Below are 20,223 nucleotides of genomic sequence, written 5' to 3' on the forward strand. Positions count from 1 at the left end.
GGGGGCGACTCGGTCTTGAGACTTACTTCTCAGGCATCGGCATCGGAAACGGCATGACATTGCCGACCGCGCCACGGGCTTCGCTGATTTTCGGTGTTCCCATACGCTCGACTTCGTCGATACGCACGATCGAATGCATCGGCACAAAACTGCGCACCACGCCTTCGAACTGAGCCTTGAGCTTTTCTTCGCTCGGATCGACGACCACTTGCGTGCGCTCGCCAAAGACGAACTCTTCCACTTCCAGAAAGCCCCACAGATCACTTTGATAGATCTGCTTGGCGTACATTTCGAACACCTGGCCCTGGTTGAGGAAAATCACCTTGTAGATTGGAGCTTCACGTTTGGTCATGGCAGGCGAAACACATCGGGGGATAAAAATGAGGGCGCGAACTATAGCATAGCCATTGGACGCGCAGCGGTAGGAACCTGGGTACATGTTCCCTATAATGCGCGGTTCTTTGAATCACGTGATGACTCTTTCCATGGCCAAGAAGCTTTACATCGAAACCCACGGTTGCCAGATGAACGAGTACGACAGCTCGCGCATGGTCGATCTGCTGGGCGAACATCAGGCCCTGGAAGTCACCGCCCGCGCCGAAGACGCCGACGTGATCCTGCTCAACACCTGCTCGATCCGCGAGCGCGCACAGGATCGCGTCTACTCCCAGCTCGGTCGCTGGCGCGAGCTGAAACTGGCCAACCCGGACATGGTGATCGCCGTTGGCGGTTGCGTGGCCAGCCAGGAAGGCGCGGCCATCCGTGATCGCGCGCCGTACGTCGACGTGGTCTTCGGCCCGCAGACCCTGCACCGCCTGCCGGAAATGATCGACGCCGCGCGCATCAGCAAGCTGCCGCAAGTCGACGTCTCGTTCCCGGAAATCGAAAAATTCGACCATTTGCCCGAGCCCCGCATCGACGGCCCGAGCGCTTACGTGTCGGTGATGGAAGGTTGCAGCAAGTACTGCACCTTCTGCGTGGTGCCCTACACCCGCGGTGAAGAGGTCAGCCGGCCGTTCGACGACGTGCTTGCCGAGATCATTCACCTGGCCGAAAACGGCGTGCGCGAAGTGACGCTGCTGGGGCAGAACGTCAACGGCTATCGCGGGACTACTCATGATGGGCGCCTGGCGGATCTGGCCGAGCTGATCCGCGTGGTCGCCGCGGTCGACGGTATCGACCGCATCCGTTACACCACTTCGCACCCGCTGGAGTTTTCCGACAGCCTGATCCAGGCCCACGCCGACGTGCCGGAGCTGGTCAAGCACCTGCACTTGCCGGTGCAATCGGGCTCGGACCGCATCCTCGCCGCGATGAAGCGCAACCACACCGCGCTGGAATACAAATCCAAGCTGCGCAAACTGCGCGCCGCCGTGCCGGGGATCTGCATCAGCTCGGACTTCATCGTCGGTTTCCCGGGCGAGACCGAAAAAGACTTCGAACAAACCATGAAGCTGATTGCCGACGTGGGTTTCGACTTTTCCTACTCGTTCGTCTACAGCCAGCGCCCGGGCACACCGGCCGCCGATCTGGCCGACGACACTCCGGAAGAACTGAAAAAAGAACGCCTGAATGCCCTGCAGCATCGATTGAACCAGCAAGGTTTCGAGATCAGCCGACAAATGGTCGGTTCGATCCAGCGGATCCTGGTGACCGATTACTCGAAAAAGGACCCGGGTGAGCTGCAAGGCCGGACCGAAAATAACCGTATCGTCAACTTCCGCTGCGACAATCCGACCCTGATCGGCCAGTTCGCGGATGTGCACATCGATGCCGCGCAGCCGCACTCGTTGCGGGGTTCGTTGATTCAATAACACCGCATACCCCTGTGGGAGCGAGCTTGCTCGCGATAGCGTCAGGCCAGACAACTGATATGTTGAATGTCTGGCCGTCATCGCGAGCAAGCTCGCTCCCACAGGGACCGCGTACGACGTTGGTTATTTAAGAGCTTTCGCACCCACGCCACTGGCGCTATCCTTGATTCATCACTATTGCCCCAGGGCGGCTAAATACGACCTTGAACGCACCCATAGAACCACATCGTTTCATCCTCGAGCCTTTTGAAGCTCGTCGCTTCGCCAATCTGTGCGGGCAATTCGACGAGCATTTGCGCTTGATCGAACAGCGCCTGACCATCGAGATCCGCAATCGCGGAAACCAGTTCGAGCTGATCGGCGAACCCAAACACACCACCTCCGCGGAAAACCTCCTGCGCCGCCTGTACCGGGAAACCAAGGGTACCGAGCTGTCGCCGGACATGGTGCACCTGTTCCTGCAGGAATCTGCCGTTGAGCAGCTGGACAACCACTCCCCCGCCGAACCGTCCGTGGCCCTACGCACCAAAAAAGGCATGATTCGCCCCCGTGGCTTGAATCAGCTGCGCTACGTGAAGGAAATCCTCGGTAACGATATCAACTTCGGCATCGGCCCGGCCGGTACCGGCAAGACCTATCTGGCCGTAGCCTGTGCGGTGGATGCACTGGAGCGCGAGCAGATTCGCCGCATCCTGCTGGTTCGTCCGGCGGTCGAAGCGGGTGAAAAACTCGGCTTCCTGCCCGGCGACCTGTCGCAAAAAATCGACCCGTACCTGCGTCCGCTCTACGACGCGCTCTACGAAATGCTCGGCTTCGAATACGTCGCCAAGCTGATCGAGCGTCAGGTGATCGAAGTCGCGCCGCTGGCCTACATGCGCGGCCGTACGCTGAACAACAGCTTCATCATTCTCGACGAAAGCCAGAACACCACGGTCGAGCAAATGAAGATGTTCCTGACCCGGATCGGCTTCGGTTCCACGGCCGTCATCACCGGGGACATCACCCAGGTCGACCTGCCACGCGGCACCAAGTCCGGCCTGCACCACGTGATTGAAGTGCTCAAGGATGTGCCGGGGATCAGCTTCACCCATTTCCAGCCCAAGGACGTCGTGCGCCATCCGCTGGTGCAGCGCATCGTCGAAGCCTACGAGCGCTTCGAAACCAAAGCGGCCGATGATGCCGCCGCCAAGGATAGCCGCCGCGATGCTTGAGCTTGACCTGCAAATCGCCACCGAAGCCTGCGCCCCCAGCGAAGCCGAGTTCCGCCAGTGGTGCGAACTGGCTTTGCGCCAGCGCACCGCCGACTCGGAGATGACCATTCGTCTGGTCGACGAAGCTGAAGGACGCGAGCTGAACCACACCTGGCGGCAAAAGGACTACGCAACTAACGTCTTGTCATTCCCGGCCGACGTGCCGGATGAGTTCCTCGACATCCCACTGCTGGGCGATCTGGTGATCTGCGTGGCCGTGGTCGAGCGCGAAGCCGTTGAACAGGGCAAGGAGCTCAAGGCCCATTGGGCACACCTGGTGATTCACGGCTGCTTGCATCTGCTTGGTTACGACCATATTGATGACGAGGAAGCCGAAGAAATGGAAGCACTGGAACGAACGTTGCTTGCAGAGTTGGGCTTTCCCGATCCGTACGCGGACGACGAAGCAGATGTATCCCCTACCGAAACAACAAAGGATTCAGAGTAATCGCTATGAGCGAAGATCGATCGAGCAACGGGCAGAAGTCATGGCTGGGTAAGCTCACCCAGGCTTTTGCCCACGAGCCGAAAAACCGCCAGGAGCTGCTGGAGCTGCTGCGCGATGCACACCAGAACAAACTGCTGGACAGCGAAGCGCTGGCCATCGTCGAAGGCGCCATCCAGGTGGCTGACCTGCAGGTCCGGGACATCATGGTCCCGCGCTCGCAGATGGTCAGCATCAAGGCGACCCAGACACCCCGCGAGTTCCTGCCTGCCGTGGTCGACTCAGCCCACTCCCGCTACCCGGTGATCGGCGAAAGCCACGATGACGTGATGGGCGTGTTGCTGGCCAAGGACTTGCTGCCGTTGATCCTCAAGGAGAACGGCGACAGCTTCAACATCAAGGACCTGCTGCGCCCGGCCACCTTCGTGCCGGAGTCCAAGCGCCTTAACGTGCTGCTGCGCGAATTTCGCGCCAACCACAACCACATGGCCATCGTCATCGACGAGTACGGCGGCGTGGCCGGTTTGGTGACCATCGAAGACGTGCTGGAACAGATCGTCGGCGACATCGAAGACGAACACGACGTCGAAGAAGACAGCTACATCAAGCCGCTGCCCAGCGGTGATTTCCTGATCAAGGCCCTGACGCCGATCGAGAACTTCAACGAGTTTTTCGACAGCGAGTTCTCCGACGATGAGTTCGACACCGTTGGCGGCCTGGTGATGAGCGCGTTCGGGCATTTGCCAAAACGTAACGAAATCACTGAAATCGGCCCGTACCGTTTCCGCATCCTGAACGCCGACAGCCGTCGGATTCACTTGCTTCGCCTGACGCCCATTGCTCGCTAAGGATTGAAATGCGCTGGACAACCCGCCCCGGCTGGCCCGGTAACCTGCTGGCCGTGGCGGCCGGTGCAATCACCACACTGGCCCTGGCGCCGTTCGATATCTGGCCACTGGCACTGCTCGCCGTCGGCCTGTTCTATGCCGGTCTGCGGGAACTGAGCCCACGTCAGGCGCTGGGTCGCGGCTGGTGTTTCGGTTTCGGCCTGTTCGGTGCCGGCACCAGCTGGATCTACTACAGCATTCACCACTTCGGTGGCGCTTCGGTCTTGCTGGCCGGTTTCCTGATGCTGCTCTTCACGGCGGCGATTGCCTGGTTCTTTGCCCTGCCCGCCTGGATCTGGGCGCGCTGGCTGCGCCGCAATGAGGCGCCGCTGGCCGACGCCCTGGCCTTCGCGGCGCTGTGGGTCGGCCAGGAAGCCTTCCGCGGCTGGTTCCTGACAGGTTTCCCGTGGTTGTATTCCGGTTACAGCCAGCTCGATGGCCCGCTGGCCGGGCTCGCCCCCATCGGCGGGATGTGGCTGATTTCCTTCACCCTGGCCCTGACAGCTGCGTTGATCTACAACGGCTTGCGCCTGGTTCGCACGGGGCGCAAAGGCTTCATCGCCGCCGGTGCATTGCTGCTGGTCGGCCCATGGTTGCTCGGCATGGCCCTCAAACATCATGCCTGGACCAGCTCGTCGGGCCCGCCACTGAGCGTCGCCGCCATTCAGGGCAACATCGAACAAAGCATGAAATGGGACCCGACGCAGCTCAACGCGCAACTGGCGTTGTACCGCGACATGAGTTTCAGCTCCAGGCGCGTCGACCTTCTCATCTGGCCGGAAACGGCGATCCCGGTGCTCAAGGAGTCCGCCGAGGGCTACCTGAACATGATGGGCAGCTTCGCGGCCGAACGTAAATCGGCGTTCATTACCGGTGTCCCGGTCCGCATGGAGGTACGCAACGAGAAGCGTTTCTTCAATGGCATCACCGTTACCGGTGAAGGCGACGGCACTTACCTGAAGCAAAAACTGGTGCCGTTTGGTGAATATGTTCCGCTGCAGGATGTGCTGCGTGGGCTGATCGCATTCTTCGACCTGCCGATGTCGGACTTTGCCCGCGGCCCGGCCGACCAGCCTCTACTGCAAGCCAAGGGTTATCAGATCGCGCCGTTCATCTGTTATGAAGTGGTTTACCCCGAATTCGCCGCCAGCCTTGCCGCCCGCAGCGACTTGCTGCTGACCATCAGCAACGACACCTGGTTCGGCACCTCCATCGGCCCCCTGCAACATCTGCAGATGGCGCAGATGCGTGCACTGGAGGCCGGCCGCTGGATGATCCGCGCCACCAACAACGGCGTGTCCGGCCTGATCAACCCGTTCGGTCAGATTACCGATCAGATCCCGCAGTTCGAGCGCGGCATCCTGTATGGCGAAGTGGTGCCGATGCACAACCTCACGCCGTACCTGGAATGGCGTTCGTGGCCATTGCTCATTCTCTGCGTGTTGTTGTTTGGCTGGGCGCTGATTGCGAGCCGGATGGCCAAGACTGTCTAGAAAAGATCGCAGCCTGCGGCAGCTCCTACAGGGGATTGCATTCCAACTGTAGGAGCTGCCGCAGGCTGCGATCTTTTGATCTTTACCGGTAAAACAACGAATAACCGACCTGCCCCACCGCCTCGTTCATCAACTGCCCGTTCTGCCAGATCGCCTTGAACTCCGGCATCCAGCCACCCAGTGGCAGCCCATTGTCGCCGCCCAGAAACCCTACTGGCGCCGGCACCACCTCAAACCCGGCCTTGCGAAAACTCCAGACCGCTCGTGGCATATGCCAGGCATGAGTCACGAGCACCACACGCTTGACGCCCTGTGGCAGCAATACCTCAGCGCTGAACTGCGCATTTTCCCAGGTCGTTCGGCTGCGTCCTTCCTGCCAGCGCACGGTCACGCCAAAATCGTCGCGCAAGGAGTCAGCCATCATCTGCGCTTCGCTTGGCGGAGTGCCGTAATGCAGGCCGCCGCTGGTCAATACCGGCAGGCCGGAAGCCTTGGCCAGCCGCGCGGCAAAGCGCTGGCGTTCCAGGCCTATGCCCGTGGGCTGGTCGGCTCCCCAGGCCGCATCACCACGCTCGCGCCCCGAGCCGAGGACCACGATCGCGTCCGCGCGCTGCCCCAGGATTGCCCATTCATCGCGGGCCAGCGGTGGCTCCCGCTCGAGCAAGCCGGCACTCCACTGCACCACCACCGGCAGACTCATCAGCCAGAAACCACCCAGCCCCAGAGCAAAGCACGCACCGGCAAGCCTTGGCCTTGAACGGCGCCACCACCAGGCAAGCAAAAGCAGCAGCAATAGAATGCCGGGCGGCAAAAGAAGTTGTTTTACGAAATAACGAAAAGGCATTGAGCATCTCCCGGAGATGCCCGAAGCCTAAGTGGGTTGGCGCAATGCGACAATCATTACGGAAGGACTATGCTTCAAAAACACATGGAGCATGGCTCTGTGCCCTATTTGAACTGGAAAGACCGGACCTTTACCGCGTCTCTGCCGGGAACCTTATCCTTGAGCCAGATGATCTTGGCCGAACGTGGTACGTCGAGTTGCTTTACCGCTTCTGACAAGCATCCGTGTGTCTCACGCTCACTGCGATCCAGATACGCCTTGACCAGTGCAAACTCTGCGGGGCTCAAACCACGCAGTTCCAGTTCCAGAGGGTGTTCGTCGCGCAACCGGCCAGCGGTCCTTGCCGCATCCAGGGCCAAGGCCAAACGATCGATCAGCCTTTCGTACAGCTCCGGTTTTGTAGCTTTTTGCTGTGACTCAACCATCCCTCACCTCATTGGAAGATAAGACCTACTCCCCAGTTAGAGCTTAGCTTCCATGAACAAACCGGCTGAACGCCGCGACCAACGGCCCTCGCAGCGGTTTTTGCAGGACGTGCGGCAGCAATCAGGGTTTCCCTCGGTAGAGCGCGGTCATGTATGCTACGGCGCTTCCTGTAACTCCACTTCCAGCTCGGCTGGGCATCGAAAACGCCAATGTGGCGTGATCAACGTCCAGCGTTGCATTGAAGAGGATTAGGCCACCCCTATTCAGTTCAAAAGTAGCCATGCACGAACAATATCAGCCCCGTGAAATCGAAGCCGCCGCCCAGTCGTTCTGGGACGAGCAAAAGTCCTTTGAAGTCAGTGAACAGCCAGGCAAGGAGACTTACTACTGCCTGTCGATGTTCCCTTACCCCAGCGGCAAGCTACACATGGGGCATGTGCGCAACTACACCATCGGCGACGTGATCTCCCGCTACCAGCGCATGCAAGGCAAGAACGTTCTGCAACCCATGGGTTGGGACGCCTTTGGCATGCCGGCGGAAAACGCCGCGATGAAGAACAACGTAGCGCCCGCCAAGTGGACCTACGAAAACATTGCCTACATGAAGTCCCAGCTGCGCAGCCTGGGTCTGGCGGTGGACTGGTCGCGTGAAGTGACCACCTGCAAGCCCGATTACTACCGCTGGGAACAATGGCTGTTTACTCGCCTGTTCGAAAAAGGTGTGATTTACAAGAAAAGCGGCACCGTGAACTGGGACCCGGTCGACCAGACCGTCCTGGCCAACGAGCAAGTGATCGATGGTCGCGGCTGGCGTTCCGGCGCGCTGATCGAAAAGCGCGAAATCCCGATGTACTACTTCAAGATCACCGCCTACGCGGATGAGCTGCTGGAGAGCCTCGACGAGCTGACTGGCTGGCCTGAACAGGTCAAGACCATGCAGCGCAACTGGATCGGCAAATCCCGCGGCATGGAAGTGCAGTTCCCGTACAACGTCGATTCCATCGGCGAAGCGGGCGCGCTGAAAGTCTTCACCACCCGTCCGGACACCCTGATGGGCGCGACCTACGTCGCTGTCGCCGCCGAACACCACCTGGCCACCCTGGCCGCACAGAACAATCCTGAGCTGCAAGCGTTCATCGCTGAATGCAAGGGCGGCAGCGTGGCCGAAGCCGACGTCGCCACCCAGGAGAAAAAAGGCCTGCCGACCGGCCTGTTCGTCGAGCACCCGCTGACCGGCGAAAAACTGCCGGTCTGGGTCGCCAACTATGTGCTGATGCACTACGGCGACGGCGCGGTAATGGCGGTTCCAGCCCACGACGAGCGCGATTTCGAATTCGCCCACAAGTACAACCTGCCGGTTAAATCGGTCGTGCGCACCAGTTCCGGTGACAGCAACCCGGCGCCATGGCAAGACGCCTACGGCGAGTACGGCACGCTGATCAATTCCGGCGAGTTCGACGGCCTTGACTTCGCGGGTGCCTTCGACGCCATCGAAGTCGCGCTGATCAAGAAAGAACTGGGCGCCTCGCGTACCCAGTTCCGCCTGCGCGACTGGGGCATCAGCCGCCAGCGTTACTGGGGCTGCCCGATCCCGATCATCCACTGCAACACTTGCGGTGACGTGCCGGTACCGGAAGATCAACTGCCTGTCGTGCTGCCGGAAGACGTCGTACCCGACGGCGCCGGTTCGCCACTGGCGCGCATGCCCGAGTTCTACGAGTGCAGCTGCCCGAAATGCGGCCAGCCTGCCAAGCGTGAAACCGACACCATGGACACCTTCGTCGAGTCCTCGTGGTACTACGCCCGCTACGCCTCGCCGCACTTTGAAGGTGGCCTGGTGGAAAAATCGGCGGCCGACCACTGGTTGCCGGTGGATCAGTACATCGGCGGCATCGAACACGCGATTCTTCACCTGCTCTACGCGCGCTTCTTCCACAAGCTGATGCGTGACGAAGGCCTGGTGAGCTCCAACGAGCCGTTCAAGAACCTGCTGACCCAGGGCATGGTGATCGCCGAGACTTACTATCGTCGCGAAGCCAACGGCGCTTACACCTGGTTCAACCCGGCGGACGTCGAGCTTGAGCGTGACAGCAAGGCCAAGGTGATCAGTGCCAAGCTGAAAGCTGACGGCTTGCCGGTGGAAATCGGTGGCACCGAAAAGATGGCCAAGTCGAAGAACAACGGCGTCGACCCACAGTCGATGATCGACCAGTTCGGCGCAGACACCTGCCGCCTGTTCATGATGTTCGCCTCGCCACCTGACATGAGTGCGGAATGGTCCGACTCCGGCGTAGAAGGTTCGCACCGTTTCCTCAAGCGCGTCTGGCGCCTGGCTCAAGCGCACGTCACTCAGGGCCTGCCGGGCAAACTGGACGTCGCCAGCCTGAACGACGAGCAGAAAGCCGTTCGTCGCTCGATCCACCTCGCCATCAAGCAGGCCAGCCAGGACGTCGGCCAGAACCACAAATTCAACACTGCCATCGCTCAGGTGATGACGCTGATGAACGTGCTGGAAAAAGCCGCGCAAGCCACCGAACAGGATCGCGCACTGATTCACGAAGGCCTGGAAACCGTGACTCTGCTGCTGGCTCCGATCACGCCGCACATCAGCCACGAGCTGTGGAATCAACTGGGTCACGCTGGACCTGTGATCGACGCCGGTTGGCCGGTGGTGGATGACAGCGCGTTGGTACAGGACAGCCTGCAACTGGTGATTCAGGTCAACGGCAAGCTGCGTGGCCACATCGAAATGCCCGCCAGCGCCAGCCGCGAAGAAGTCGAAGCAGCCGCCCGTGCCAACGAGAACGTGCTGCGCTTCGTCGACGGTCTGACCATTCGTAAAGTGATCGTAGTGCCCGGGAAACTGGTCAATATCGTCGCCAGCTAATTGGATCAGGCGCCAGGTGAGCCTGGCGCCGAGTAAAACCTTTCGGGCCGCTTGATCGGCCCACATGGTTTCAAGGGGAGCAACAAGATGATCAAACGCAATCTGCTGGTGATGGGCCTCGCGGTTCTGCTGAGCGCCTGCGGTTTCCAGCTGCGCGGCACCGGCACCAATGAACTGGCGATCAAGGAACTCGACCTGAGCGCCCGTAACGCATATGGTCCAACCGTTACCCAGTTGCGTCAGGTACTGATTGGCAGCGGCGTCAACGTCTATACCGGCGCTCCTTACAAGCTGGTGCTGAGCAATGAGCAGGAAAGCCAGCGCATCCTCAGCTACGCAGGTGCCGGTCGTGCCGGCGAGTACCAGATCACCACCGTTTTGAACTACGACATCCGTGGTCGCGGCGATCTGCCACTGCTGAGCGACAAAATCGAAGTACAGAAGATCTATATGCACGACGGCAACAACCTGGTGGGCTCTGACCAGGAAGCTGAAACGGCCCGGACAGAAGGCCGCCGGGAGATGGTCCAGCGCATGATGCTGCGCCTGGAACAACTGAGCCCGACCCAACTGAACCAGTTGCAGCAGACTGCCGAAGCCAGGGCCAAGGCTGATGCCGCCGCGCTGGAAGCGGCAAAGAAGGCTGAAGCGGATACCCCGCGTCAGTCGCCTGTCGAACTGCCGCAGCAGTAAGACTTACGGGGCGCTCAGGCGCCCCGTTCGCCCTTTCTTATGAAACTCGCCCCCGCCCAACTCGCCAAACACCTGCAAGGCGCCCTTGCGCCGGTCTATATCATCAGCGGCGATGACCCGCTGTTGTGCCAGGAGGCGGCCGACGCCATTCGCGCTGCCGCCCGCCAGCAGGGATTCGATGAACGCCAGGTGTTTGCCGCCGACGCCAGTTTCGACTGGGGGACGCTGCTGCAAGCCGGTGCCAGCATGTCGCTGTTCGCCGAAAAACGCCTGCTGGAACTGCGCCTGCCGTCCGGCAAACCCGGCGACAAGGGTGCCGCCGCACTTATCGAATACTGCTCGCGCCCGGCCGACGACACCGTACTGCTGATCAGCTTGCCGAAGCTCGATGGCAGCGCACAGAAAACCAAGTGGGGTAAAGCGCTGGTCGAAGGACAGCAGACCCAGTTCGTGCAGATCTGGCCTGTCGATGTCGCCCAGTTGCCGAGCTGGATCCGCCAGCGCCTGTCCCAGGCCGGGCTTTCCGCCAGCCAGGACGCCGTTGAGCTGATCGCCGCGCGGGTCGAGGGCAACTTGCTGGCCGCGGCCCAGGAAATCGAAAAGCTCAAACTGATGGCCGAAGGAGGCCAGATCACCGTCGAAACCGTGCAGGCTGCGGTGGCCGACAGTGCGCGCTTCGATGTCTTCGGCCTGACCGATGCGGTGCTCAATGGCGAAGCGGCCCACGCGCTGCGCATGCTCGAAGGGCTGCGCGGCGAAGGCGTCGAGCCGCCGGTGATTCTCTGGGCCCTGGCGCGGGAGTTGCGCCTGCTGGCCAATATTTCCCTGCAATACAGCCAGGGTACGCCGCTGGACAAGGCCTTCAGCCTGGCCAAACCGCCAGTCTGGGACAAACGCAAACCGTTGATGAGCAAAGCCCTGCAACGCTACTCGGCGCAACGTTGGGCGCAACTGCTGCTCGAAGCGCAGCGCATCGATGCGCAGATCAAGGGCCAGGCGGCCGGTTCGCCGTGGATGAGTTTGAGCCGGTTGACGCTGTTGATGGCCGGGCAACGCCTGACGTTGCCCGCTGAATAATCCGCTTTCCCGTGGCGAGGGAGCTTGCTCCCGCTCGGCTGCGCAGCAGCCGCAAAGCCGGCGAATGCGGCTTACCTGAAAAATAGGGATGGCTGGTTTTCAGGGTCGCTTCGCGACCCAACGGGAGCAAGCTCCCTCGCCACAGGTATCATTTCCTACACAATGTAGGGACTAGACATCCCCTCAACTTCGGCCGATGATTTGCCCCGCAAAAATCACTCACTTGCGAGGCATCATCATGAGCAAAAAGCCATCAAAGCCTGGCCCCAACAAGGCCAAATCCATCATCGCCCAGCCATTGTTCCGCAGCCGCCAGGAACGCCCGGCCAAGGGCAAAGGCAGTTACCGCCGCGAAGCCTTCCAGTCTGACAGCTGGGAGGCTTCTTACTTTCTGGCTGCGTAAAGCAGAACACCCCTTTGACATGGTAAGGTCTGTACCTGATTCGTATTCCCTGGACCCGTGCATGCCCTTTTGTCTTTCCCGTCGTTGGCACTTACGCCAATTGATCGCTGCCTCCAGCCTTGTTTTGCTTGTCGCCTGTGCGGAAAAACCGACCGCAGCCGACGCTCAGCCACTTCAGACGCTTCCTGTCGCCACCGCCCCGGCGGTTGTTCCGCCTGTGGTTCCGACCGGTGAGAACCTCGACATCCAGCCAACCCAGACCTTCGCCGAATGGCAGGCGGGTTTCCGCAAGGATGCCATGGCCGCCGGTATCCGCGCCGATCTGTTCGACCGCGCCTTCGCCGATGTCAGCTTCGACCCCAGCGTGATCCGCGCCGACCGCAGCCAGCCGGAATTCGCAAAACCGGTGTGGGAATACCTCGACGGCGCCTTGTCGCCGCTGCGGGTACGCAAAGGCCAGTCGCTGGTCAACCAATACGCTGATGTCCTGCAAAGTATCGAGCAGCGCTACGGCGTCGATCGCCAGGCACTGGTGGCGGTGTGGGGCATGGAGAGTAACTTCGGGCAGTTCCAGGGCAGCAAGTCGGTGATCAACTCGCTGGCGACCCTGGCCTACGAAGGTCGTCGTCCCGGTTTCGCCCACGCGCAATTGATCGCGGCCCTGCAAATCCTGCAACAAGGCGACATCGAACCCGAGAAGATGCTGGGTTCCTGGGCCGGCGCCATGGGCCAGACCCAGTTCATCCCGACCACCTACAACACCCATGCCGTGGACTTCGATGGTGACGGGCGCCGCGATATCTGGGGCAGCTCGGCCGATGCCCTGGCCTCGACCGCGCATTACCTGCAAAGCTCCGGCTGGCAAAGAGGTCAGCCGTGGGGCTTCGAAGTCCAGCTGCCGAGCGGTTTCAACTACGTACTGGCCGATGGCACGATTCGCAAGAGTGTCGCCGAGTGGCGACAACTGGGCGTTATGCTGCCCAACGGTGGCCAGGTCCCGGCCGGCTCCGAGCAATTGTCTGCCGCACTGTTGCTGCCGGCCGGTTACCGTGGCCCGGCCTTCCTGGTGCTCGACAACTTCCGGGCGATCCTCAAGTACAACAACTCGTCGTCCTACGCCCTGGGGGTGAGCCTGTTGTCGGAACGCTTCAATGGCGCAGGCCTGATCAGCGGCACGTGGCCAAAGGATGACCTGCCTCTGAGCCGTACCGAGCGGATTGAGCTGCAAAACCTGCTGAGCGCGCAAAACTATGACGCCGGCACCGCCGACGGGATCATCGGCGCCAACACCCGCAAGGCGATTCGCAGCGCCCAGCAGTCATTTGGCTGGCCGGCGGACGGGCATCCGACGCACAAGTTGCTGGAAGGACTGCGTAACCGCTAAAAGCTTCGCGAGCAGGCTCGCTCCCACATTAACGACACAAATCAATGTGGGAGCGAGCCTGCTCGCGATGACTGACTAACAGGCGATGAGGATCTAGCGCCTGACCACCACATCCTGCTCCAGCACCAATTCCTTGCTCCCCGCATCCAGACTGACCAAGGCCCCCATGGGCAGCGTCAGGTTCGGGTCACAATGCCCACTGCGCCACCCGGACAGCACCGGAATCTTCAATGGCTCGAAGGTCTGCTTGAGCAACCTGTCCAGCGCTGCCACCTCAACCCCCGCCACATCCCCGACCAACACGCCGCGCAGCTTGTGCAACGTGCCTGCCAATCGCAGCTGGGTCAGCAACCGGTCGATGCGATACAGCGGCTCGTTGATGTCCTCGATCAACAGAATGACGCCCTCGGCATCTATCTCGTAAGGGGTGCCCATGGTCGCGGCGATCATGGCCAGATTGCCACCCAGCAAGCGCCCATGAGCCACACCTGGCTCGATCGTGGTCAGCGGGCAGGCTACCGGATGAGCCAGCACTGTTCCCGCCCTCACCTGCCCTCGCAGCATATTGAAGAAGGAAGGTTCCGTAGGTTTTTGCTTGTCACCCAGCAGGTCGGCATTGAGCATCGGACCATGAAAGGTCACGAAACCGGCATAACGACTGATCGCCAAATGCAGCGCGGTGATGTCGCTGTAGCCGACAAACGGCTTGGCGTTGTCACGCAGCAAATCAAAATCAATGCGATCGAGCAGCCGGGGCGTGCCGTAACCACCCCGCAGGCAGATGATGGCATCCACCTCACTGTCGGCGAACGCAGCATGCAGATCGCCAAGTCGCACCTCGTCGCTACCGGCCAGGTAGCCGTTTTTTTCGTAGACGCCGGGAAACACTTTCAATGAATAACCCCGGGCACGCATCCATTGCACCGCCTTGTCGGTGTCCAGCGGGGCTGGGCCAGCAGGTGCGATAACGCCGATCATGCCTTCCGACGGCAGTGCCGGGACGGGAGCATGAGGACAAAGAGTGTGGGTCGGTCGAGCGGTCATCCGTGAATCTCCCTGCGTGAAATCTTCAGCACACAGTAGTCAGGAACGGGGACAAACAGAAGAGGAACCGTTGCCCCGCAGGTTGCAGGAAAAAACAGCCGTTGCCATGGTCCAGGCAAAAAAACGCCCGCAAGGCGTTGAAACCTTGCGGGCGTTTTATGTTTCACAGTCGATCAGGACGACATCAGCTCGGCCTTGACCAGCTTGGCCTGCTCGTCGGCGTGATACGAGGAGCGTACCAACGGACCCGAGGCAACGTTCTTGAAGCCCATTTTGTAGCCTTCCTCGGCGAACCAGGCGAAGGTGTCCGGATGCACGAATCGCTGCACCGGCAAGTGGCTGCGGGACGGTTGCAGGTACTGGCCGAGGGTCAGCATGTCGATGTCGTGTTCGCGCATGCGCTTCATGACTTCGATGACTTCTTCGTCGGTCTCGCCCAGGCCCAGCATCAAACCGGACTTGGTTGGAATGTGCGGCATCATCTGCTTGAAGCGTTGCAGCAGGGTCAGCGACCACTGGTAATCGGAACCCGGACGTGCAGCCTTGTACAGGCGCGGCACGGTTTCCAGGTTGTGGTTGAACACATCCGGCGGCTCGGCGGCGGTGATTTCCAGCGCGATGTCCATGCGGCCACGGTAGTCCGGGACCAGGGTTTCGAGCTGCACGTTCGGCGACAGCTTGCGGATTTCACGGATGCAGTCGGCAAAGTGCTGGGCACCGCCGTCACGCAGGTCGTCGCGGTCTACCGAGGTGATCACTACGTACTTGAGGCGCAGATCGGCAATAGCGATGGCCAGGCTTTCCGGCTCATTGACGTCGAGTGGCTTCGGACGACCGTGGCCAACGTCGCAGAACGGGCAACGACGGGTGCAGATGTCACCCATGATCATGAACGTCGCGGTGCCACCGGAGAAGCACTCGCCCAGGTTCGGGCAGGACGCCTCTTCGCACACGCTGTGCAGCTTGTGTTTGCGCAGCAGGGCCTTGATGCGGTCGACTTCCGGCGAAACCGGGATGCGTACACGAATCCAGTCTGGTTTCTTCGGCAGTTCGGTGGTCGGAATGATCTTCACCGGGATGCGTGCAACCTTTTCGGCGCCGCGCAGCTTGACGCCGGCTTCAACCTTGGGACGCGGGGCCGGGCGCTCGGTGACATCGAGCGTCGGGATCATGGTTTGCACTGCATCAGTAGTCATATCAGTCGATTCCGCCCGTCAGGGTCGTCTGCTCAGCATAGTCGAGGTGTTTGACGAGCTGCGCACGCAGCCGGGCACTTACCTCGGCAAATTCAATCGATCCTGCGTGATCGCTCAGCTGGGTCATCGCCAGCCCGGCGTAGCCGCAGGGATTAATCCGTCGAAACGGTTCCAGGTTCATGTCCACGTTCAGGGCCAGGCCGTGAAAGGAACAGCCGTGGCGGATCCGCAGACCCAGGGAAGCGATTTTCGCCCCGTCAACGTAGACACCCGGTGCATCGGGCTTGGCCACGGCGGTCACACCGTAACTGGCCAGCAGCTCGATCAGGCATTGCTCCATCCGGCTGACCAGATCGCGCACGCCAAACCCGAGCTTGCGCACGTCCAGCAGCAGGTAAGCCACCAACTGGCCGGGGCCGTGGTAAGTCACTTGACCACCACGGTCGACCTGCACCACCGGAATATCCCCGGGAAGCAGCAGGTGCTCGGCCTTGCCGGCCTGGCCCTGGGTGAACACCGCGGGATGCTCAACCAGCCAGATCTCGTCGGCGGCATCGCTGCCGCGTTCGTTGGTGAAGCGCTGCATGGCATGCCAGACTGGCTCGTAAGCCATCTGGCCGAGTTCGCGAAAGCCCAGCGCGCCAGACATCACAGCACCATGTGCACGAAACCGGTGGCCCGCAGCTCGCTGTTGATGTTGTACAGCTGGTCCTGGTCGGTCGCGACGATGTGCAACTGAATGGTGGTGTATTTGCCGTTGCTGCTCTGGCGCTCGTCAACACGCTCATCGTTGATCGTTGCATGTTTGCGAACGATGTCGATGATCCTGTCCTTATTGCCCACGCCGGTGTCGCTGATCACCTTAACCGGGTAATCATTGGCTGGGAATTCGATTTTTGGCGCCTTTACTTCGGTATCGGTCATGGCGTAACGGCCTCGTAAGCGTAAGCCGTGGCGACGGGCATGGCTGCGCGCCAGATCAGCGCGGAGCCATGCAGGTGCACACTAAATTCAGTTGAACAAGCCGAAGAAGAATAGACGGATGCTATCCCACATGCGGCGGAAGATACCACCTTCCTCGACGGCGTCCAGAGCGATCAGATCGGCGCTGTGCACCACCTTGTCGTCCAGTTTCACTTCGACTTTACCGATCACGTCGCCCTTGGCGATTGGCGCGATCAGTTGCGGGTTCATGGTCATGCTGGCAGCGAGCTTTTTCAGCTGGCCTTTTGGCAGGGTCATGGTCAGGTCTTGCGCCAGGCCAGCCTTGATCTGGTTGGTGGAGCCTTTCCAGACTGGAGCCTGAGCCAGCTCGGTGCCCTTCTGATAGAAGGTCTGGGTTTCGAAGAAACGGAAACCGTAGGTCAGCAGCTTCTGGGTTTCGGCGGCACGGGCCACTTCGCTGTTGGTACCGAACACCACGGCGATCAGGCGCATGCCATCACGTACGGCCGAAGACACCATGCAGTAGCCGGCTTCGTCAGTGTGGCCGGTTTTCAGACCGTCGACGGTCTTGTCACGCCACAACAGCAGATTGCGGTTCGGTTGCTTGATGCCGTTCCAGAAGAACTCTTTCTGCGAGTAGATCGCGTAGTGAGCCGGGTCTTCGTGAATGATTGCGCGAGCCAGTACCGCCATGTCGTGAGCCGACGAGTAGTGCTCCGGGTTCGGCAGACCGGTCGGGTTCATGAAGTGGCTGTTGGTCATGCCCAGGTCGCTAACGGTTTTGTTCATCATGTCGGCGAACGCGTCTTCGCTGCCGGCGATGTGCTCGGAGAGCGCAACACTGGCGTCGTTGCCCGACTGGATGATGATGCCGTGCAGCAGATCGCTGACCGTGACCTGAGAGCCGACCTTGATGAACATCCGCGAACCGCCGGTACGCCAGGCGTTTTCGCTGACGGTTACCGGGTCGTTTTCACCGATCTGGCCACGACGGATTTCCAGGGTCGCGATGTACGCGGTCATCAGCTTGGTCAGGCTGGCCGGTGGCAGACGCTGGTCACCATTGTTCTCGACCAGCACGTTGCCGCTGCTGGCATCCATGAGCACGTAGGCCTTGGCGGCCAGTTGCGGTGGCGACGGCATCATCTCGACCGCGAACGCGGCGGGCGAGAGGAGCAGCGGGACTAACAGGAAAAGGCGTTTGGCAAAGGTGGTGATGTTCATCCGTCTCTCGAAATCGCTAATGGAAACTGCCCAAGGGCAAAACTAATCAGATGACTTTCTAACGAGTCATCGCGTGTTCAGTTGCTCACTCCAATCACCCTTTGCCGGGCTTTTGTTCTTCGAAGAGCCAACAACCAGGTTCACCCCCCAAAACCGCAGATGAACCGTCAATCAAGTCCTACGTATTACTCAGTCACAACGCTTGGCGAACCGAGATTGGCCAGGCGCACACTGTTCTGCACCTGCTGGATTTCACCCGGCGATCCGATCGGACCCAGGCGAACCCGATGCAGGGTCTGCTGATTGCGCACGATCGAACTGATGAACACCGGAGCGCTCACCGTCCCGCTGAGCTTCGATCTCAGGAGTTCTGCAGCGTCCGGGTTGGCGAACGCGCCCACCTGCAGATACTGGCCAGAGGCTGGTGCAGAAGCGTTTTTTTTTGCATCAAGCTGCACAGGCACCACCGCGGCGGCGTGTTGCTGTGGCGGCGGTGTCCATTGCTCGACGGTGCCGGCCGAAGCCGTGATCACCGGGGCGCTATTGTGTGCGACTTTCGGTTCGTTGAGCATTAATGGTGCCGGACGGCCCTTGGCGGCCCACCATTGCTGCGGGTCGATGCCTTCGACCTTGACCCGCGCGGTGCCGGTTTCGGCGTAACCGAGTTTCTTGGCGGCAGCGTAGGACAAGTCGATGATCCGGTCCGAGTAGAACGGACCGCGGTCGTTGACTCGCAGGATCACGCTCTTGTTGTTGTCCAGGTTGGTCACCCGGACGTAACTTGGCAGTGGCAATGTCTTGTGCGCGGCACTCATGCCGTACAGGTCATACACTTCGCCGTTGGCGGTGTTCTGGCCGTGGAACTTGGTGCCGTACCAGGACGCCGTACCCGACTGCACATAGGTCTTGGACTCTTGCAGCGGGAAGTAAGTCTTGCCCAGCACAGTGTACGGGTTGGCCTTGTACGGGCCGGTGTGCAGGGTCGGCGTGGCGTCCGGGATACGCGAAACATCGACATCCCACCATGGCGCGCCATCCTTGTGGGCGCGGTTGATGTCCAGCCCCGGCGTCGTGCGCACGGCGGCGGTGGACTTCTGGGCCGGCGCGCGGCTGGTCGAACAACTGGCGACCAGCACTGCCAACGCGGCGAATGCCATCAGCTTCAGGGGTTTACTCATAGGCAATGCCCGCATTACTTGACGCCCCGTGCTTGGACCAGCTGTTCAGACAGTTGATGTACGGCCATGGCGTACATCACGCTGCGGTTATATCGCGTGATCGCGTAAAAATTCTTCAGGCCCATCCAGTACTCGGAACCATTGTCGCCTTCCAGACGGAAAGCAGTAACCGGCATATCATCGCGCAGCGCATCATGACTTGACCACCCCAGCGCTCGCAACTCCCCGACGGTTTTCGTCGGTTCGATTCCTGCGGTCAAACCTTCGTCGACCTGATCGCCACGGACATCGGCGCGGCTGACCACCGGTTCGCCGGCGACCCAGCCATGACGCTTGAAGTAACTGGCGACACTGCCAATGGCATCGTCCGGGTTGGTCCAGATGTTGATATGGCCATCACCGTCGAAATCCACCGCATAGGCGCGGAAACTGCTCGGCATGAATTGCGGCAAGCCCATTGCGCCAGCGTAGGAGCCTTTGAGCGTCAACGGATCGACCTGCTCTTCGCGGGCCAGCAGCAGGAACTCACGCAATTCCTTGCGGAAAAACTCGGCACGGGGAGGATAGTCGAAACCCAGGGTCGACAAGGCATCGATCACCCGGAAATTTCCGGTATTACGGCCGAAAAAGGTTTCAACGCCAATGATCGAAACAATCACCTGGGCCGGCACACCATATTCCTGCTCGGCACGGGCCAACACCGCTTCGTGCTGACGCCAGAAGTCCACACCCCGGGCTATGCGCGCATCGGTGATGAACATCGGGCGATATTCGCTCCACTGTTTGACCCGTTCGGCGGGTTTCGAGATGGCGTCCAGAATCGACTGCTTGCGCTCGGCTTCGCGGAACACGCCCATCAATTGTTCACCGGCGAAACCGTAGTCGCGGGTCATTTCACCGACGAACTCGGCCACCTGGGGTGAGCCTTCGTAGTCGCCGGCCAACGTTTCCTGCATGGTGCCAAGGATGCTTACCAGGCCGACCCATGGCGCATATCGAGTCGCCCAGCCACGCATTACTTGCATTGAAAATT

At 60.5% G+C, this 20,223-nt stretch carries 20 protein-coding genes; 10 read left to right on the plus strand and 10 right to left on the minus strand.

The features are described from left to right. Positions 1-22: 22 nt before the first annotated feature. Complete coding sequence (locus WHX55_RS27325) at positions 23-352, minus strand: DUF1820 family protein (protein ID WP_008052403.1); 330 nt, start codon at positions 350-352, stop codon at positions 23-25. A gap of 133 nt (positions 353-485) precedes the next feature. Here WHX55_RS27325 and miaB point away from each other — a divergent pair, with 133 nt between their 5' ends. The 5 genes from miaB (at position 486) to lnt (ending at position 5,889) form a co-directional block, all read left to right on the plus strand. Then, positions 486-1,814, plus strand: coding sequence for a tRNA (N6-isopentenyl adenosine(37)-C2)-methylthiotransferase MiaB (miaB, locus tag WHX55_RS27330; RefSeq protein WP_046041698.1), 1,329 nt, complete (start codon positions 486-488; stop codon positions 1,812-1,814). A 203-nt stretch (positions 1,815-2,017) separates the two neighbouring features. Next, positions 2,018-3,025: a PhoH family protein gene (locus WHX55_RS27335; RefSeq protein ID WP_008022966.1), complete on the plus strand. Its 1,008-nt coding sequence runs from the start codon at positions 2,018-2,020 to the stop codon at positions 3,023-3,025. Then, positions 3,018-3,512, plus strand: coding sequence for an rRNA maturation RNase YbeY (ybeY, locus tag WHX55_RS27340; RefSeq protein WP_150726968.1), 495 nt, complete (start codon positions 3,018-3,020; stop codon positions 3,510-3,512). The genes WHX55_RS27335 and ybeY overlap by 8 nt, the downstream gene beginning before the upstream one ends. Before the next feature lie 5 nt (positions 3,513-3,517). Beyond that, positions 3,518-4,357: an HlyC/CorC family transporter gene (locus WHX55_RS27345; RefSeq protein ID WP_027924283.1), complete on the plus strand. Its 840-nt coding sequence runs from the start codon at positions 3,518-3,520 to the stop codon at positions 4,355-4,357. An 8-nt stretch (positions 4,358-4,365) separates the two neighbouring features. After that, positions 4,366-5,889 carry an apolipoprotein N-acyltransferase gene (lnt, locus tag WHX55_RS27350; RefSeq protein WP_353741638.1) on the plus strand — a complete coding sequence of 508 codons (1,524 nt, stop codon included), beginning with the start codon at positions 4,366-4,368 and terminating at the stop codon, positions 5,887-5,889. Between the two features lie 82 nt (positions 5,890-5,971). Here lnt and WHX55_RS27355 read toward each other — a convergent pair whose 3' ends face one another. Together WHX55_RS27355 and WHX55_RS27360 are read right to left on the minus strand one after the other, a co-directional pair. Further along, on the minus strand, positions 5,972-6,733 hold the full coding sequence (locus WHX55_RS27355) for a YdcF family protein (protein WP_353741639.1): 762 nt from the start codon (positions 6,731-6,733) through the stop codon (positions 5,972-5,974). A gap of 104 nt (positions 6,734-6,837) precedes the next feature. Further along, positions 6,838-7,158, minus strand: a complete 321-nt coding sequence (locus WHX55_RS27360) for a hypothetical protein (RefSeq protein WP_108216349.1) — start codon at positions 7,156-7,158, stop codon at positions 6,838-6,840. A 281-nt stretch (positions 7,159-7,439) separates the two neighbouring features. Between WHX55_RS27360 and leuS the strand changes: the two genes are divergently transcribed. From leuS to WHX55_RS27385, 5 genes are all read left to right on the plus strand, one after another. Further along, positions 7,440-10,046: a leucine--tRNA ligase gene (gene leuS / locus WHX55_RS27365; RefSeq protein WP_150726965.1), complete on the plus strand. Its 2,607-nt coding sequence runs from the start codon at positions 7,440-7,442 to the stop codon at positions 10,044-10,046. A gap of 87 nt (positions 10,047-10,133) precedes the next feature. Further along, positions 10,134-10,739: an LPS assembly lipoprotein LptE gene (gene lptE / locus WHX55_RS27370; RefSeq protein WP_150755364.1), complete on the plus strand. Its 606-nt coding sequence runs from the start codon at positions 10,134-10,136 to the stop codon at positions 10,737-10,739. A gap of 39 nt (positions 10,740-10,778) precedes the next feature. Beyond that, complete coding sequence (holA, locus tag WHX55_RS27375; protein WP_150755365.1) at positions 10,779-11,816, plus strand: DNA polymerase III subunit delta; 1,038 nt, start codon at positions 10,779-10,781, stop codon at positions 11,814-11,816. Between the two features lie 238 nt (positions 11,817-12,054). Continuing rightward, positions 12,055-12,219 (plus strand): alternative ribosome rescue factor ArfA, encoded by a 165-nt coding sequence (arfA, locus tag WHX55_RS27380; protein ID WP_353741640.1) that lies wholly within the window; start codon positions 12,055-12,057, stop codon positions 12,217-12,219. A 61-nt stretch (positions 12,220-12,280) separates the two neighbouring features. Further along, positions 12,281-13,603, plus strand: a complete 1,323-nt coding sequence (locus tag WHX55_RS27385; RefSeq protein WP_151214181.1) for a lytic murein transglycosylase — start codon at positions 12,281-12,283, stop codon at positions 13,601-13,603. Positions 13,604-13,696: 93 nt separating this feature from the next. On the opposite strand, the gene WHX55_RS27390 is transcribed toward WHX55_RS27385, so the two are convergent. From WHX55_RS27390 to mltB, 7 genes are all read right to left on the minus strand, one after another. Further along, on the minus strand, positions 13,697-14,647 hold the full coding sequence (locus tag WHX55_RS27390) for an LD-carboxypeptidase (protein ID WP_150755368.1): 951 nt from the start codon (positions 14,645-14,647) through the stop codon (positions 13,697-13,699). Positions 14,648-14,820: 173 nt separating this feature from the next. Further along, positions 14,821-15,819 carry a lipoyl synthase gene (lipA, locus tag WHX55_RS27395; protein WP_162130289.1) on the minus strand — a complete coding sequence of 333 codons (999 nt, stop codon included), beginning with the start codon at positions 15,817-15,819 and terminating at the stop codon, positions 14,821-14,823. Positions 15,820-15,844: 25 nt separating this feature from the next. Then, positions 15,845-16,492, minus strand: a complete 648-nt coding sequence (lipB, locus tag WHX55_RS27400) for a lipoyl(octanoyl) transferase LipB (RefSeq protein WP_151214182.1) — start codon at positions 16,490-16,492, stop codon at positions 15,845-15,847. Next, positions 16,492-16,767: a DUF493 domain-containing protein gene (locus WHX55_RS27405; protein WP_095941984.1), complete on the minus strand. Its 276-nt coding sequence runs from the start codon at positions 16,765-16,767 to the stop codon at positions 16,492-16,494. The genes lipB and WHX55_RS27405 overlap by 1 nt, the downstream gene beginning before the upstream one ends. 87 nt (positions 16,768-16,854) lie before the next feature. Then, positions 16,855-18,012 (minus strand): D-alanyl-D-alanine carboxypeptidase family protein, encoded by a 1,158-nt coding sequence (locus WHX55_RS27410; protein ID WP_150726959.1) that lies wholly within the window; start codon positions 18,010-18,012, stop codon positions 16,855-16,857. 185 nt (positions 18,013-18,197) lie between these two features. After that, entirely contained in the window at positions 18,198-19,205 is a 1,008-nt protein-coding gene (locus WHX55_RS27415; protein WP_150726958.1) for a septal ring lytic transglycosylase RlpA family protein, read from the minus strand. After that, the gene (gene mltB, locus WHX55_RS27420; protein ID WP_150726957.1) at positions 19,205-20,215 is read right to left on the minus strand and encodes a lytic murein transglycosylase B; all 1,011 of its coding nucleotides are present in this window, start codon (positions 20,213-20,215) and stop codon (positions 19,205-19,207) included. Before mltB ends, WHX55_RS27415 begins: the two co-directional genes overlap by 1 nt. Positions 20,216-20,223 lie beyond the last annotated feature (8 nt).

Origin of the sequence: Pseudomonas fluorescens (genome assembly GCF_040448305.1) — a bacterium.
GTDB lineage: Bacteria > Pseudomonadota > Gammaproteobacteria > Pseudomonadales > Pseudomonadaceae > Aquipseudomonas > Aquipseudomonas fluorescens_BH.

Excerpts from the sequence above, each read along its gene's own strand:
- WHX55_RS27325 (WP_008052403.1), bottom strand. The coding sequence starts at position 352 with ATGACCAAACGTGAAGCTCCAATCTACAAGGTGATTTTCCTCAACCAG.
- miaB (WP_046041698.1), top strand. The coding sequence starts at position 486 with ATGGCCAAGAAGCTTTACATCGAAACCCACGGTTGCCAGATGAACGAG.
- ybeY (WP_150726968.1), top strand. The coding sequence starts at position 3,018 with ATGCTTGAGCTTGACCTGCAAATCGCCACCGAAGCCTGCGCCCCCAGC.
- WHX55_RS27345 (WP_027924283.1), top strand. The coding sequence starts at position 3,518 with ATGAGCGAAGATCGATCGAGCAACGGGCAGAAGTCATGGCTGGGTAAG.
- lnt (WP_353741638.1), top strand. The coding sequence starts at position 4,366 with ATGCGCTGGACAACCCGCCCCGGCTGGCCCGGTAACCTGCTGGCCGTG.
- WHX55_RS27355 (WP_353741639.1), bottom strand. The coding sequence starts at position 6,733 with ATGCCTTTTCGTTATTTCGTAAAACAACTTCTTTTGCCGCCCGGCATT.
- WHX55_RS27360 (WP_108216349.1), bottom strand. The coding sequence starts at position 7,158 with ATGGTTGAGTCACAGCAAAAAGCTACAAAACCGGAGCTGTACGAAAGG.
- leuS (WP_150726965.1), top strand. The coding sequence starts at position 7,440 with ATGCACGAACAATATCAGCCCCGTGAAATCGAAGCCGCCGCCCAGTCG.
- lptE (WP_150755364.1), top strand. The coding sequence starts at position 10,134 with ATGATCAAACGCAATCTGCTGGTGATGGGCCTCGCGGTTCTGCTGAGC.
- holA (WP_150755365.1), top strand. The coding sequence starts at position 10,779 with ATGAAACTCGCCCCCGCCCAACTCGCCAAACACCTGCAAGGCGCCCTT.
- arfA (WP_353741640.1), top strand. The coding sequence starts at position 12,055 with ATGAGCAAAAAGCCATCAAAGCCTGGCCCCAACAAGGCCAAATCCATC.
- WHX55_RS27385 (WP_151214181.1), top strand. The coding sequence starts at position 12,281 with ATGCCCTTTTGTCTTTCCCGTCGTTGGCACTTACGCCAATTGATCGCT.
- WHX55_RS27390 (WP_150755368.1), bottom strand. The coding sequence starts at position 14,647 with ATGACCGCTCGACCGACCCACACTCTTTGTCCTCATGCTCCCGTCCCG.
- lipA (WP_162130289.1), bottom strand. The coding sequence starts at position 15,819 with ATGATCCCGACGCTCGATGTCACCGAGCGCCCGGCCCCGCGTCCCAAG.
- lipB (WP_151214182.1), bottom strand. The coding sequence starts at position 16,492 with ATGTCTGGCGCGCTGGGCTTTCGCGAACTCGGCCAGATGGCTTACGAG.
- WHX55_RS27405 (WP_095941984.1), bottom strand. The coding sequence starts at position 16,767 with ATGACCGATACCGAAGTAAAGGCGCCAAAAATCGAATTCCCAGCCAAT.
- WHX55_RS27410 (WP_150726959.1), bottom strand. The coding sequence starts at position 18,012 with ATGAACATCACCACCTTTGCCAAACGCCTTTTCCTGTTAGTCCCGCTG.
- WHX55_RS27415 (WP_150726958.1), bottom strand. The coding sequence starts at position 19,205 with ATGCGGGCATTGCCTATGAGTAAACCCCTGAAGCTGATGGCATTCGCC.
- mltB (WP_150726957.1), bottom strand. The coding sequence starts at position 20,215 with ATGCAAGTAATGCGTGGCTGGGCGACTCGATATGCGCCATGGGTCGGC.